At 46.6% G+C, this 14,271-nt stretch carries 12 protein-coding genes; 6 read left to right on the forward strand and 6 right to left on the reverse strand.

The features are described from left to right. Positions 1-17: 17 nt before the first annotated feature. Entirely contained in the window at positions 18-461 is a 444-nt protein-coding gene (locus BMW79_RS18740) for a hypothetical protein (RefSeq protein ID WP_089897187.1), read from the reverse strand. 400 nt (positions 462-861) lie between these two features. Here BMW79_RS18740 and thrS point away from each other — a divergent pair, with 400 nt between their 5' ends. Both thrS and infC read left to right on the forward strand, forming a co-directional pair. Next, the gene (thrS, locus tag BMW79_RS18745) at positions 862-2,802 is read left to right on the forward strand and encodes a threonine--tRNA ligase (protein ID WP_089903931.1); all 1,941 of its coding nucleotides are present in this window, start codon (positions 862-864) and stop codon (positions 2,800-2,802) included. Between the two features lie 170 nt (positions 2,803-2,972). Then, positions 2,973-3,683 (forward strand): translation initiation factor IF-3, encoded by a 711-nt coding sequence (infC, locus tag BMW79_RS18750; RefSeq protein ID WP_089897188.1) that lies wholly within the window; start codon positions 2,973-2,975, stop codon positions 3,681-3,683. Between the two features lie 109 nt (positions 3,684-3,792). On the opposite strand, the gene BMW79_RS18755 is transcribed toward infC, so the two are convergent. Together BMW79_RS18755 and BMW79_RS18760 are read right to left on the reverse strand one after the other, a co-directional pair. Then, entirely contained in the window at positions 3,793-4,308 is a 516-nt protein-coding gene (locus BMW79_RS18755; protein ID WP_177192248.1) for an amidohydrolase family protein, read from the reverse strand. Between the two features lie 107 nt (positions 4,309-4,415). Continuing rightward, positions 4,416-4,997 (reverse strand): HD domain-containing protein, encoded by a 582-nt coding sequence (locus BMW79_RS18760; RefSeq protein WP_089897189.1) that lies wholly within the window; start codon positions 4,995-4,997, stop codon positions 4,416-4,418. A gap of 179 nt (positions 4,998-5,176) precedes the next feature. Here BMW79_RS18760 and BMW79_RS18765 point away from each other — a divergent pair, with 179 nt between their 5' ends. After that, positions 5,177-6,154, forward strand: coding sequence for a cation diffusion facilitator family transporter (locus BMW79_RS18765; protein ID WP_089897190.1), 978 nt, complete (start codon positions 5,177-5,179; stop codon positions 6,152-6,154). An 80-nt stretch (positions 6,155-6,234) separates the two neighbouring features. On the opposite strand, the gene BMW79_RS18770 is transcribed toward BMW79_RS18765, so the two are convergent. Beyond that, positions 6,235-7,446: a serine hydrolase domain-containing protein gene (locus tag BMW79_RS18770; RefSeq protein ID WP_245752592.1), complete on the reverse strand. Its 1,212-nt coding sequence runs from the start codon at positions 7,444-7,446 to the stop codon at positions 6,235-6,237. 314 nt (positions 7,447-7,760) lie between these two features. On the opposite strand from BMW79_RS18770, the gene serA reads away from it, so the two are divergent. The 3 genes from serA to BMW79_RS18790 all read left to right on the forward strand — a co-directional run bounded on the left by serA (position 7,761) and on the right by BMW79_RS18790 (position 11,556). Further along, positions 7,761-8,996, forward strand: a complete 1,236-nt coding sequence (gene serA / locus BMW79_RS18780) for a phosphoglycerate dehydrogenase (RefSeq protein WP_089897192.1) — start codon at positions 7,761-7,763, stop codon at positions 8,994-8,996. Positions 8,997-9,183: 187 nt separating this feature from the next. Continuing rightward, complete coding sequence (locus BMW79_RS18785; protein WP_089897193.1) at positions 9,184-9,948, forward strand: hypothetical protein; 765 nt, start codon at positions 9,184-9,186, stop codon at positions 9,946-9,948. Between the two features lie 33 nt (positions 9,949-9,981). Continuing rightward, positions 9,982-11,556, forward strand: a complete 1,575-nt coding sequence (locus BMW79_RS18790; protein ID WP_089897194.1) for a S41 family peptidase — start codon at positions 9,982-9,984, stop codon at positions 11,554-11,556. Between the two features lie 60 nt (positions 11,557-11,616). Here BMW79_RS18790 and BMW79_RS18795 read toward each other — a convergent pair whose 3' ends face one another. Both BMW79_RS18795 and BMW79_RS18800 read right to left on the reverse strand, forming a co-directional pair. Next, positions 11,617-13,869 carry a glycoside hydrolase family 20 protein gene (locus tag BMW79_RS18795; RefSeq protein ID WP_089897195.1) on the reverse strand — a complete coding sequence of 751 codons (2,253 nt, stop codon included), beginning with the start codon at positions 13,867-13,869 and terminating at the stop codon, positions 11,617-11,619. Between the two features lie 77 nt (positions 13,870-13,946). Next, complete coding sequence (locus BMW79_RS18800; protein WP_089897196.1) at positions 13,947-14,240, reverse strand: phosphoribosylpyrophosphate synthetase; 294 nt, start codon at positions 14,238-14,240, stop codon at positions 13,947-13,949. Positions 14,241-14,271 lie beyond the last annotated feature (31 nt).

Genomic DNA, 14,271 nt, shown 5'->3' on the forward strand with positions numbered 1-14,271 from the left:
AAGGGGGTGATATAGTGTTACCTGATGACGCCTGCATATCTCAGCAACGCGGCAATGCTGCCGATAAGCAGGACGTACTGCACGATAGTAGCGGAGTGCGTGTGTTTTACGAGCTTGTTTTCCAGGTCCTTTAATTCACCTTTGAACTCCACCCGGAATTTGCTGATGTCTTCTTTGAATTCCATTCTCACTTTTCCAATATCCTCTTTCAATTCTGACTTGACATTGAGCAGCTCCTCTTTGGTTGCCATCAGATCCAGCCTGCTTGCAATGGTGTGGATTTCTTCTTTCAACTCGCTTTTGACCGCCTGAAGCTCCGCTTTAGTCGCCAGTTGTTCAATTTTCGATGATGATTTCCTTTCATAATGCTCATCGAGTGCATTCACCACCTCCATTGCTTTGTCGTCGGACAAATGCAGATCCTTACGGAAGAGGTCATAGAGTTTTAAGTTACCAATCATGTTTTAAATGGTTTTATATTACGATTATAAAATTAATTTATTCTTTCTGTAGATATTTTAAGATTCACAGATATTTCTTTTAAATATATCAATAGTCGTTTGCAAGAGTTGTTATGTAATGGGAATGCTCATTTTATTGGATTAAGTATTGAAAACAGACGGTTGGAATCATAAACTCCGTAAGAGGCAGGCTTTGTGTTTGTAATAAATAAAGATTATAAATGTAATTATATGTCCTGATTCGACTGTGTTCACACCGCTGTAATAATATTTATTTTTAAAATCCTTAAGTTCAATCACATGGTTATCTAAAAGCTAACAAACTATTTCTTAACTTCGCAAACATTTTATAAAGGAAATATAGCCCATATGAAAAAGTATGGTGCTAACAGCAAAACGTATGATAAATATCACTTTTCCGGATGGCGCAGTTCGTCAGTATGAACCAGGAGTAACTGCATTGGACATTGCCAAATCCATCAGCGAAGGATTGGCACGTAAAGTATTGGCAGCAAATGTTAATGGGCAGGTAGTGGATGCTACACGCCCGATTTTGACGGATAGCACGCTGCAGCTGCTGACGTGGGTGGATAAGGATGGTAAGGCAACGATGTGGCATTCCTCTGCGCATCTCATGGCCGAAGCACTGGAAGCCCTGTACCCGGGTGTTAAACTTGGTTATGGTCCTTCCATCGAGAACGGATTCTACTATGATATTGATTTAGGCGACCGCACTATTTCAGAAGAAGATCTGAAAGCGATTGAAGCTAAAATGGTGGAACTGTCCAAACACAACAGTGAGTATGTACGCAAAGAAGTGAGTAAGGCAGACGCACTGACTTACTTCACCGAAAAAGGCGATCAGTATAAAATCGAAACAATCAACGAACTGGCAGATGGAAGTATCAGCTTCTATACCCAGGGAGGATTCACGGACCTGTGCCGTGGACCACATATTCCGAATACCAGCTTTATCAAGTCTATCAAGCTGACCAGCATTGCCGGCGCTTACTGGCGTGGTAATGAAAAAAACAAGATGCTTACCCGCATCTACGGAATCACCTTCCCTAATCAGAAGGAACTGGACGAGTACCTGACCCTGATTGAAGAAGCGAAGAAGCGCGATCACCGCAAGCTGGGTAAGGAACTGGAACTGTTTGCCTTCTCTGAAAAAGTGGGTCTTGGTTTACCAATGTGGTTACCGAAAGGCGCCATGTTGCGTGAACGCCTGCAGCGTTTCCTCCAGGAAGCACAGCTGGCCAGTGGTTACCTGCCGGTAGTAACACCACACATCGGGAATAAAAACCTGTACGTGACTTCCGGTCACTACGAAAAATATGGCAAAGACAGTTTTCAGCCAATCCATACACCTGAAGAGGGAGAGGAGTTTATGCTGAAACCGATGAACTGTCCGCATCACTGTGAACTGTATAAAGTATCGCCTAAGTCGTACAAAGACTTACCCGTTCGCTTTGCAGAATTTGGTACCGTTTACCGTTACGAGCAGCATGGTGAACTCCATGGTCTTACCCGTGTAAGAGGATTTACTCAGGATGATGCGCACCTTTTCTGCCGTCCCGACCAGGTGAAAGAAGAGTTCCAGAAAGTAATCGACCTGGTGATGTATGTATTCGAGAGCCTCAGCTTTACGGATTATACCGCACAGATTTCCCTGCGCGATAAAGAAGACCGTAGCAAGTACATAGGAACCGATGAAAACTGGGAACTGGCAGAACAGGCTATTATTGAATCCGCTGCAGAGAAAGGTCTGAAAACCGTGGTAGAGTATGGCGAAGCCGCTTTCTACGGTCCTAAGCTCGATTTCATGGTGAAAGATGCCCTGGGCCGTAAATGGCAGCTGGGTACCATCCAGGTGGATTACAACCTGCCGGAACGCTTTGAACTGGAGTATATCGGGGCAGACAACCAGAAACACCGCCCGGTAATGATTCACCGTGCGCCATTTGGTTCCCTGGAAAGATTTATCGCAGTGCTGATCGAACACTGTGCCGGCAAATTCCCGTTGTGGTTAGCGCCAACACAGGTGAAAATCCTGCCTATCAGCGATAAAAGCCAGGCCTACGCAGAAAAAGTAGCAGAATTGCTAAAAAAAGCGGAAATTCGCGCTGAAATAGATGATAGAAGCGAAAAAATCGGTAAAAAGATCCGGGAAGCAGAACTGGCAAAAATTCCATACATGCTGGTACTCGGTGAAAAAGAAGCAGCCGACAATGTAGTAGCCGTTCGTCGTCAATCTAAAGGTGATCTGGGAACTATGCAACTCGAACAGTTTACCACACTGGTAAACGATGAGGTAGTAAACCGTAAGCCAATTGAATAACATCGCAATAATGTGGAAAAAAGGTATATAAAACAATGAACATTACTATATTGAGGTATGTTTATTGCTATGATTTTCCCCGTATTTTTGTAAAGATTGTTTTTGGTCCATGGACGATATGTGGACCATGGACTAAAAGGACAATTAATTAATTAATTTTATTTTTCTTAATGCAACAAAGACCCAGACCAAGTTTTGGCGGCAACAACCGGGGAAGAAACCCCAACTTCCGCAGGGAACAACAACAAGAACATCGCACCAACAGGATGATACGCGTTCCTGAGGTAAGACTTGTAGGTGAAAATATTGAGGTAGGTGTCTACAGAACAGAGGATGCATTGCGTATGGCAGAGGAACAGGGTTTAGACCTGGTTGAGATTTCTCCGAATGCTGTGCCTCCCGTTTGTCGTATCATCGACTACAATAAATTCCTTTACGAAAAGAAGAAGAAGGAAAAGGAAATGAAGGCGAAGGCGCACAAAAGTGAAGTGAAAGAAATTCGCTTTACGCCTAACACCGACGACCATGACTTCGATTTCAAAGCGAAACATGCAGAAAGCTTCCTGAAAGACGGTAACAAGGTGAAAACCTATGTACAGTTTAAAGGCCGGGCCATCATGTTTAAGGAACGTGGCGAATTAATTCTCCTGAAATTCGCTGAAAGACTGGCGGAAGTAGGTGGTCTCGAAAGTATGCCTACCATGGAAGGTAAGCGTATGATCGCCATCTTCGCTCCAAAAGCAGCGAAAAAGAAAGAGAAGGAACCTAAGGAACCAAGAGAACCAAGGGAACCGAGAGAGCCAAGAGAACCAAAAGAAGCAAAGGCACCCGTTACGCCTCCTCCAGCTGCTGATGCAGCACCGGAAGATGCTAACGCGTAACCGATGGTTATATCACATTAAAAAAGCAGCACAGCAGGGTGTATTACCCTGTTGCGCTGCTTTTACTTTTATAGGGTAGCCAACCAGGGCCTTATTATTTCTGAGCACGCTACTGGATTTCCTTCAATACCTTCCTGGCCCTGGAACGAATGCCCGGCGTAGGATTGCTCTCCAGCTGTTCCTCAATCAGCAGGCGGATTTCATTTTTGATGTCCGGATAAGCTGTTGCCAGTTGCGCCAGTACCGTCATAGAAAAAGCCTTCACCGCCACCGTTTCCTGCGGATCTTCCAGGAAAGAAAAACAACTGTTCATTACCGGCCCATGCAGGGGCTCAGGTACACGCAGGTGTTGTAGCACCCTTAAAACATTCCGCTTTACTGCTACCGGTATTCCTGCCTGTTCCATCCTGGCTACCATGGCCGGCAGGTGAGGAGTGAGCAACGCCGGATCATGTTCTGCCACAAAACTCACCACCCAGGCTGCCCGTTGTACCACCCGGTAATCATCCTGCAAAAATAAGGTCATCAAGCCGGCAAACCGGTCGGGGCTACGGCCAATCCAGGCGGCAATCCGAAGCGATTGGGCGCGGGAATGCTCCGCTAAAATTTCAGTACGAAGATCCATAGTGCTGCAATTTAATACAGCAGATGGTAATGATCGCGAAAGTGCAGGAGGATTTTCACAAAGCGGATATAGCAGACAGTGATTCTTTTAATAAAGCAACAACCGGTTTAGTGCGTGCCATGTGCCAGCAAATAAGCCAGGGTTCTGGCGCGCATCCGCGCTACATCTTCCGGGTTAACGGCCATGTCGGTTTCCTTACCCATATCGTCCCAGATACGGAGCTGTATATATTGCTGAAATAAAGGGTCGCTACGGAACGCCAGCGCTTCTTCTTCTGTCATCGGGCCTCCCTGGTATTCCAGTGTTTGTTTGCTGGCTTCTGAAAGCGTATCGTAATAGGCGCTGTCGGACCAGGTGAGGTACCGTTTGGCATTTACATGACTGCCCACGAGTTGTGCCATGCGCGCCGGGAAGCCACATTCCAGCAGGAAGGCACTGCCCAGGTCATCATGCGCCCGGGTACCCAAACCGCCCATCTGTGGAGCGTTTTCGAAGAAGTGGCCGATATCATGCAGGAAGGCGGCAATAATCATTTCATCATCAAAACCGGTGCTTTCTGCAATCAGGGCAGCCTGCATCATATGCATCAGCATGGTAACATCTTCTCCGTATTCATGCTGCCCGTAGGTGTCGTACAGGTCAAAAATTTTATTGATCACGGATTGGGCGTGTAATTCAGTGTCGGTCATTTTCGTACGTTTATATGGGTTAGTACAGTTTTTTCATATGATAACGTGATATCGCAAATGTAATAGCTGTTAATGCTTTATGTGCCTGCCGCATGTTATGTTTTTATTAATCCCGCGACGGTTTTCAAACGCGAATAATCCTTTACCTTTGCCCTTTACCATTACACAAAACTGAACCATTGCTAAAAAAAGAACTGCGCGTCATCCTGGTGTCGCTGATTGTTAGTTTTATACTCACGGTCGCGAAATTCTCGGCGTACTTTATGACCCATTCCGTTGCCATCCTCTCGGATGCGCTGGAATCCATTATCAATGTGGTAGCTGGTGGTTTTGCCTGTTACAGTATTTACCTGGCCAGTCAGCCTAAAGACGCCAATCATCCTTACGGACATGGGAAGGTGGAGTTTTTCTCTATCGGTTTTGAAGGCGCCATGATCTTTATTGCCGGGGTACTTATCCTCGTAAAAGCAATACAATATTTTATCCTGCCACGTGAACTGCAGCAGATCGAAAACGGGTTATGGGTGCTCGGTGCCACTACAGTCGCCAACCTGCTGCTGGGTATGTACCTGGTACGATCCGGTAAACAACTTTCTTCTATTACCATCTCCGGAAATGGTCAGCATATCATGACCGATGTTTACAGCAGTGCGGGTTTGATTGCTGCATTATGCGTGATTCACTTTACCGGCTGGAGCTGGCTGGATCCCGCAGTGTCGCTGCTGATGGGTGGTTTGATCCTCACCAAAGGCTATCAGCTTATGCGCCGTTCTATCTCCGGTTTAATGGATGAAACGGATATGAAGATAGTCGACAAAGTAATTGCTATTTTATCGGCACACCGCCGTCAGAACTGGATTGATGTGCACAATATGCGGGTGCAGCAGTATGGTAATAATTATCATATCGATTGCCACATCACGCTGCCGTATTACCTGGAACTGAATGATGCGCATGATGAAATGAAACAGGTGGAGAAGCTGGTCAACAGCGAGTTTTCGGGAAGTGAAGTGGAATTTTTTATTCATATGGATCCCTGTATTCCTTCCTGTTGCCATTACTGTTTAAAAGAAGCCTGCCCGGTTAGAAGTCATGCGTTTACCGGCGAAATAATATGGACCCGGGATAACGTTTTACCCAACAGAAAGCACGGATAAGGTATACATCTCCCAATAAAAAAACCAGCATAGCTTATACAAGTTATGCTGGTTTTTTTATTGGGAGATATGTTACGCTTTTATTCTTCTCCTGCTTCTTCTCCATCACCGTGGCCTATGATATCACGCACCGGTTTTACCGCCTGGTAGATACCCCGGTTATATTTATTTCCAAGGATGATGAGGGTAGTAGAGTCCTGGATAAAACGATAAAATACGGTATTGTTACCATGCCACCAGCCGTTGTGGTAGATGATGTTTTTAGTACTGTCGGGGTACACCATGAGGCGCCATCCCAGTCCGTAGTTGCGAACACCCGGTTTCTCATGACTGTAAGGCGTATAGGCTTCCTTGAGGGTAGCTTCATTCAGGAACTGGCCGGAGTAGAGCGCCTGGTCCCATTTCAACATATCCTGTGCGCTGCTGTAGATGCCTTTGTCGCCCATGACACCATCAAAATAAGTGTCGGGTTCGAACTGCCCGTTGTATTTGTGACTCTGGGTTTGATGAGAACGGGTGGCTGATGCCGGATCATATACAAACGTACTGGACATGTGCAGCGGACCGAAAATGGTTTGTTGCATAAAGTCCGGGTACTTCTGACCACTTACTTTTTCAATGATAGACGCCAGCAGGAGGTAGTTGGTATTGCAATACTGGAAGTGTGTGCCAGGTAGATGCTGGATAGCAGGTTTGTGCTGCTCCATCAGTTTAATCACCTCATCGTTGGTGATGAAGCGGGCTTCCTCTTTCCAGAGGCTGTCACAGAAATAAAGATAATTGGGCAGGCCGCTGCGGTGACTCAGCAACATGCGTACATTGATGCCTTTGTAAGGGAATGCGGGAAAGAATTTTTGCAGGGAATCGTCCAGGTGAAGTTTCTGATTTTGCACCAGCCACATCACGGCCGCACCGGTAAAGGTTTTGGACACGGAAGCCAGCTGAAAGGAGGAGCTGTCTATCACCGGCGTTTTAGTCCGGGAGTTTTCGTAGCCATGGTACTTTTCAAAAATGACCACTCCTTTCCGGGCCACAATCATGGAGCCGTTAAATCCTGAACGGAGCAATTTACCGTTGTAAAAGGCTTCCAGCTCATGCTGCATCTGTATGGTACGCGGTGATTTAAGAATTGCTTCTTTCTCCGCTGCTGATAATCCTATGGTAAAGCGTACTGAATCTGACGCTGCTTTTCTTTTGCTTTCTTCTCTGCGTGCTGCATTACTCTGACAACTGGAGATAACTGCAATTCCCGTTATGGTTAATATGATACTTACTGCTTTCAATCGCTTCATTAGAGGAGTATGACTACTTTCTTAATTCAATTTAGACCTATAAAAATACAAAGCGCTAAATTTAGACCCAAAGGAAAAGACTGCCAAATAAAAACAGTGATTTCAGATTCTTTTAATTGGTTTTTAAGCAAAAAAGTGTGAAAAACTTTAAAAAATAGCTTCGATTCCCGTGTTTTTTTGATAAAATCGAATTTGATCACGCTGCTATTTGAATATTCCTCAACTTCGAGTAGGTTTGTGCCCTGTTTCCCCGCTATCAGCAATTATTAAGCCAATTGCAACATAGAGATACATATATAATTTAGTATAATATTATGGACCAGCAAAAGTCAACAAGTTATCCGAAAGAGAAGATCAGCATTTTATTATTGGAAAACATCAGCGATGCTGCCGTGGCAGAATTTACCACTGCAGGATACCATGTGCGCAAGCTATCGGGCGCGTTGAGTGAAGAGGATCTGATCAATGAAATCAAGGATGTTCATCTCCTGGGCATACGTTCCAAAACCAAAGTAACCCGTAAAGTACTGGAATCGGCCAGGAAACTGCAGGCCATTGGTTGTTTTTGTATAGGTACCAACCAGGTAGATCTGAAGGCAGCCACCGAGCATGGTGTAACTGTATTTAACGCTCCTTATTCCAATACCCGTTCCGTGGCAGAGCTGGTAATCGGATTGTCGATTATTCTGATCCGTCGTATTGTTGATAAAAATGCCGCCGCCCACAACGGTATCTGGCTGAAAGAAGCTACCGGCAGCTATGAACTCAGAGGTAAAACACTGGGCATCGTAGGATATGGTAACATCGGCAGCCAGGTGAGTGTGCTGGCAGAAGGGATGGGGATGAATGTCATCTATTATGATGCAGAAACCAAATTACCACTCGGTAATGCAGAACAGCAACGTACACTGAAAGAACTGTTTAATAAAGCAGATATCGTTTCCTTGCACGTACCTTCCAGCAAAACCACTGCTAACATGATCACCAAAGAAGTACTGGCAGATGCAAAACCCGGCGCTATCTTTATTAACTACGCCCGTGGGGAAGTGGTGGATCTGGACGCACTGACAGAAGCCCTGCAGAGTGGCCGCCTGTCTGGCGCCGCAATCGACGTATTCCCTGTAGAACCGGAAAAGAACGGTGCTGCATTCGCCACGCCGCTGCAGAAATTATCGAATGTGATCCTGACACCGCATATCGGTGGCAGCACAGAGGAAGCGCAACATAACATCGGACTGGATGTGAGCAGCAAAATGCTGAACTACCTGGAAAAAGGCGCCAGCTTCGGTTCACATACCGTACCAGCCATCAGCGTACCACCCATTGAAAATACACACCGTATCCTGCACATTCACAAGAACGTGCCGGGTGTATTGTCTGCCATCAACACAGCGTTATCCGCCAACAAAATCAACATCCTGGGACAATATCTCAAAACCAACGACCAGATCGGTTACGTGGTATTGGATGTAGATACCCGGTTATCACAGGAAGCATTGGCGCTGCTGAAAGAAGTGGAGCATACTATTAAAACAAGATTGCTTTATTAAAAAGCGGTTAACTTTATAAGGAAAGGAAAGCAGGGAATTATCCCTGCTTTCCTTTTTTAAATCAGCACCTTTACTTATAGCCGCTTTTTCTGCCCATTCACCGACTCTTTTTGCTCATATACATTTTTTCTTACTCTATTCTCAAAATTCTTTGTTAACCTTGTAGTGCAACTGAAAAAAATAGCACATGAAAATGAACAGGGCACTGACAACTGGAGTAGGGGTAATAGCCGGTCTTTTGTTGTATGTAAATGCTTCCGCACAGGATAGTGAACCGAATAAATGGGCGCCTGCCAATATTAAAATAGACGGACAGGCAACAGAATGGCCTAAACCCCTGCAGTTCTATAACAATGTGACCAAGTTATTTTACACGATAGCCAACGATCAGGAGAACTTATACGTAATCGTTAGTGTGCCTGATCCGCAGAGCCAGATGAAAATTATGCGTTCCGGTATCACCATTTCCATCAATCCCTCAGGAAAGAAGAAAGGTGGTGCCAGCATTACTTTTCCACTCACCTATAATGTAAACACCGGTGCGCCGGACGTGCCCGAAGAATCCAGGGCTTTAATTGCAGGCGAATTGAAGAAACAATTGCTGGCAAATGTGAAAGAGATCAAAGTGGATGGTTTTGATAGTATCCCGAATGGCAATATTCCGGTGAAGAATACGTTTGGTATTCAAACAACCTCTTCTTTCGATGCAGCCAATAATCTGGTGTGTGAACTGGCCGTTCCGCTTAAAGTGCTGGGCATACCAGCAGGCAGTGATAAACCTATTGCCTACCACTTTAAGGTGAATGCAATGAAAAGAGAAGATAAAAAGGAACTGGAAGCCAAGCGCGCGAAAGGACAACAACCCCCGATGCCAGGCGAGTATGCGGATCATTTCGCCTTGTATTATTCGGCTGATTTCTGGACCAGGCAAACACTGGCCACCCAGAAATAGACGAAGCAAAGAACTATCGTCATAACTGTTTTTATGTATAAGAAACTGTTTACTACGGGAACCAAAGCCATGCTGGCAGGAGTTATCTGTGCAGGCACCCTTATGTCCTGCCATAAAGATAAACCTGCCCCACCGCCTCCGGTGGATATTACAGATGCCCTGAAACAAGACTCCCTGAAGTACCTCATGTACCAGATCATGCAGGTAACTTACGGTGATGGTGGCCGATCAGCTGCCAAGGGACTACCTACCTACTACTGGTACAGCAGTGTACCTACCATTAATCCGTTCGACAGTAAGTACGCGAAGGCGGCTGATCTGCTCACGGAAATGAAGGGATACGCCATCAATCCGGCTACGAGTGCCCCTTACGATCACTACAGCTTCCTGGATACAGACGGCACCCTCACCAATCAGCTGATGAACGGCGTTGCTGAACAGAATGCCTCCGCCAATCCTACCAAGCTGGGTTTTGATGTAGGCTTCTCTATTCCATCCGGCGCCACAAAGGCCACCATCTATGTGAAATACGCCGATAAGAACAGTCCGGCCGGTAAGGCAGGCTTCGACCGGGGATGGGAGATCACTTCCGTTAACGGTACCACGAATTTTCCGACAGACCTGACCCAGTTGCAAACCCTTTACAATACCATTTTAACTTCGTCTAACCTGTCGCTGGGTGTGGTGAAGAACGATGGCACCAAGGCTACCATTACACTGAATGCCGCTACCTATAATATAAATCCGGTGTTGTTCGATACCGTGTATACAGTAAAAAAAGGCAGCCAGGATGTGAAAGTGGGCTATTTTGTGATGTATACCTTTTCCAGCGTGACCAATGATAAAGGAGAACCTACCTTTTCAAAAACGGCACTGGACCAGACGATCGCCAAATTTAAAGCACAAGGGATCCAACATCTGATCGTTGACTTCCGCTATAACGGCGGCGGTGCCACCACTACCGCAGAATACCTGGACAATGCGTTTGCACCTGCTTCCGCAGCCGGTAAACTGATGTATACCTATAAGTACAACGATAAGATCATGCAGAACCTGGCGGTTACCAAACTGGACGCCCAGGCTAATTTCAATGCTGCTACCGGCGGTATGGGATTGCAGAGTATCTTTTTTGTGGTATCCGGTGCCACAGCATCTGCCAGTGAGCTGACGCTCAACAACCTGAAACCTTACATGCCGGTGCAACTGATCGGGAAGAAAACATACGGGAAGCCCGTAGGGTTTATTGATTTCAATATCACCATGTATGATAACGACCACAAACCAGTATACCTGGCCGATTTGTATGCCATCAACTTTGAAACGGTGAACTCACTCGGAAACGGCGGCTATTATACCGGTATCCCTGTAGATGTGGAGGCGGTAGATTATGTAAACGTGCCATGGGGCGTTACTACCGTAGATCAGAACCTCAGACAGGCGATAAGCTATATCACCACCGGTCAATACCTGACCAACCTGCCTACCGGCAGGCTGAGCGCCGCTGCTACCAGTAACTTGAAGGAAGCAGCTCCAGGGCTCACGCCTGTAAATGGTTTCAACGGTATGGTTGATTTCAGGCTAAGTAAAAAAGTAGCTGCACTCCGATAGAACGCAGATAAGTGATAAATAAAAAAAGCAGCGGAGTAACCGCTGCTTTTTTTATTCGTGTTAATAAACAATAATTTCGTCGGCAAACATAAACCCATGTTGCTGGTTCACCGCACGTACCCTGATGTAACGGGCCTTTAACCCACCCAGGTCAAATTTAAAATCTTTGAAAGTCAATGTAGCGGTAGTAACGGGTATGTCGTTGTCTATCTTCTTTACCGGACTATATTTTTGTCCATCTTCCGAAATCAATACCTCCACTGCCGAAGGCATATAAACACCCGGACCGGTCAGTTGCATAAACGTGACGGATACACTTTTTAAAGGCATCACCGTTTCCATATCGATGCTGACATCCATATCCTTTCCTTCAAACCCTTGCCACTGGCCATCTGCATAGGTAAGTGAGCCCCGATAACCATTCACCAGCGTGGCTTCCTGTTGTGCCAGGTACTTCTTACTGTAGGGGAGCAGGTAGGTCACTTTTTTGCCAATGGCAAGATGATCATCCAGTTGCAGAAAGGCCGGTTTACCCTGGCGGAGGGTATCTTTAAAAATAGCTGCCGTAACAGGAGCGGACCCGGTTACGGTAAAAGGACCGGTATACAAGGCCGATTGTGGTCCGGGCATACTGCCGTCCAATGTATAACGGATCTGTGGCTGATATTGCTCAGAGCTGAAACTCACGGTGGTACGGTGTTGCGCGGCGTCGATCAACGGATGAATCGTTACGTTGTACGACGGCCGGTAGTAATTTACGTTTAACCGTTGCAGTAAGCGGTAATGGGCCTGCAGCCGCTGACGGAAATCTGCCAGGTTTTTCTGCGCCGTGTCCGACCACACTACTTCCGACAACGCCAGCAAACGTGGATATACCATGTACTCCAGGTGATAGGAGTTAGGAATGTATTCAGTCCAGATATTTGCCTGGGCGCCCAGTATATGTTTTGCCGCCGTTGCATCCAGTTCTTTCGGTACCGGATCATAACTGTATACTTTATCTACCGGGAGATAGCCACCGATGGCTTCCGGCTGTGTAGCAGGATCTGCCTGGTAGCTATCAAAATAGCAGTAGGCTCCCGGCGTCATCACTACATCGTGTCCTTCCCGGGCAGCTGCAATACCGCCGCTTTCACCACGCCACGACATTACCGTCGCTTCCGGCGCCAGGCCGCCTTCCAGTATTTCATCCCAGCCTAACAATTTGCGGTGATGGCTGACCAGGAATTTTTCCATCCGCCGGATGGCATAACTCTGCAACTCATTTTCATCTTTCAGGTGTTCATTACGGATGCGTTGCTGGCATTTAGGACAGCTTTTCCATGCCTTTTTATCGGCTTCATCACCACCTATATGGATATACGTAGATGGGAAAATATCCATTACCTCTGTCAGTACGTTTTCGAGAAAACCGAAAGTAGCATCGTTACCCAGGCATAGCTCCGAATTTTTATAGGGAATGCCGGAGCAGGAGTATTGCGGATATACGGCCAGTACTTCTTCAGAGTGGCCCGGCATTTCGATTTCAGGGATAACGGTAATGCCCCGCTGGGCTGCATAGGCTACTATTTCGCGGGCCTGGTCCTGTGTATAATAACCACCGTAGGCATTCGGGTCGCCCTCTTTTGAATACCGTCGGCCTTTGGTCCACCAGTCTTTCCAGTTGGCTTCATTGCGCCAGGCGGCTATCTGCGTCAGTTCCGGATAGCGTTTGATTTCAAGCCGCCAGCCGGCGCCGTCGGTCAGGTGCCAGTGGAAAGTATTCATTTTATACAGGGCCATCAGGTCTATAAAACGTTTGATATAACTGGCCGGGAAGAAATTCCGGGATACGTCGAGATGAACGCCACGATAGCCAAACCGTGGATGATCGCTGATGTCCGCGCAGGGCAGGGTAGATGGTTGTGGCTGCAGCAACAACAGCTGGAGCAATGTCTGCATCGCATTCACTGCGCCGGTTTGTGTGCGCGCCGTAATGAAAACATTGTCAGGAGTAATCTTCAGTTGATAACCGGCGGAATCGGGAATCACGGCAGCATTGGCGGTACGGAAAATAAAGCTTTTTGTTTGCCTGGTTTTCAGAAGGGCAGATTGTGGTTTCGGAAGATGTACCGCTTCTGCGAAAAGGGCTGCCACAGGTGCAAATGCGGGATAAGTAAACACTTTGCTTTCCGGGGTAATGTAGAATGTACCACTGGTGGCAACAACGGAGGTGGGTTTGGGAATGAGATCGAGGTGGGCGGCAGGCTGAGCGCAGACAATCATTCCGCAACCCGATAGCAGCCACCATAAACCGGCTATTTTCTTTAACATAATTGAATTTTCTGCCGGTGAAAATACAATAAAAAACAGGTCCGGTTATAAATACCCGGACCTGGAAAAATGATCGTTTAACGGTGGCCAAGCTTACGGATCAGGTCTTCCGACATATCTTCCGAGTAGGCGCCATAGCCGGTCATCAACACGCCTTTGGTGCCAGATCTGGTTTCAATGGCATACACTACGGCTTCATCTCCCGGGTCAGTATTACCTTCAAAACGATAGGTTTCTGTAATCTCAAAATCGGCCGGTTGAACGGTTTCCGCCGGGCATTGAATGCTGTCGAACAGCAGGTTGAAATCAGCGGTGTATCCGCGTTTGCGGAGATCTTCAAGGGCGGCTGTTACGGTATCATATACTTTCATAGCTGTAAATATTTCCGGTTTGCAAATGAAC

It is taken from the genome of Chitinophaga arvensicola (assembly GCF_900110835.1).
Lineage (GTDB): Bacteria > Bacteroidota > Bacteroidia > Chitinophagales > Chitinophagaceae > Chitinophaga > Chitinophaga arvensicola.

Bases quoted from the DNA above. Each gene is read 5' to 3' on its own strand.
- BMW79_RS18740 (WP_089897187.1), bottom strand. From the start codon at position 461: ATGATTGGTAACTTAAAACTCTATGACCTCTTCCGTAAGGATCTGCAT.
- thrS (WP_089903931.1), top strand. From the start codon at position 862: ATGATAAATATCACTTTTCCGGATGGCGCAGTTCGTCAGTATGAACCA.
- infC (WP_089897188.1), top strand. From the start codon at position 2,973: ATGCAACAAAGACCCAGACCAAGTTTTGGCGGCAACAACCGGGGAAGA.
- BMW79_RS18755 (WP_177192248.1), bottom strand. From the start codon at position 4,308: ATGGATCTTCGTACTGAAATTTTAGCGGAGCATTCCCGCGCCCAATCG.
- BMW79_RS18760 (WP_089897189.1), bottom strand. From the start codon at position 4,997: ATGACCGACACTGAATTACACGCCCAATCCGTGATCAATAAAATTTTT.
- BMW79_RS18770 (WP_245752592.1), bottom strand. From the start codon at position 7,446: ATGAAGCGATTGAAAGCAGTAAGTATCATATTAACCATAACGGGAATT.
- serA (WP_089897192.1), top strand. From the start codon at position 7,761: ATGGACCAGCAAAAGTCAACAAGTTATCCGAAAGAGAAGATCAGCATT.
- BMW79_RS18785 (WP_089897193.1), top strand. From the start codon at position 9,184: ATGAAAATGAACAGGGCACTGACAACTGGAGTAGGGGTAATAGCCGGT.
- BMW79_RS18790 (WP_089897194.1), top strand. From the start codon at position 9,982: ATGTATAAGAAACTGTTTACTACGGGAACCAAAGCCATGCTGGCAGGA.
- BMW79_RS18795 (WP_089897195.1), bottom strand. From the start codon at position 13,869: ATGTTAAAGAAAATAGCCGGTTTATGGTGGCTGCTATCGGGTTGCGGA.
- BMW79_RS18800 (WP_089897196.1), bottom strand. From the start codon at position 14,240: ATGAAAGTATATGATACCGTAACAGCCGCCCTTGAAGATCTCCGCAAA.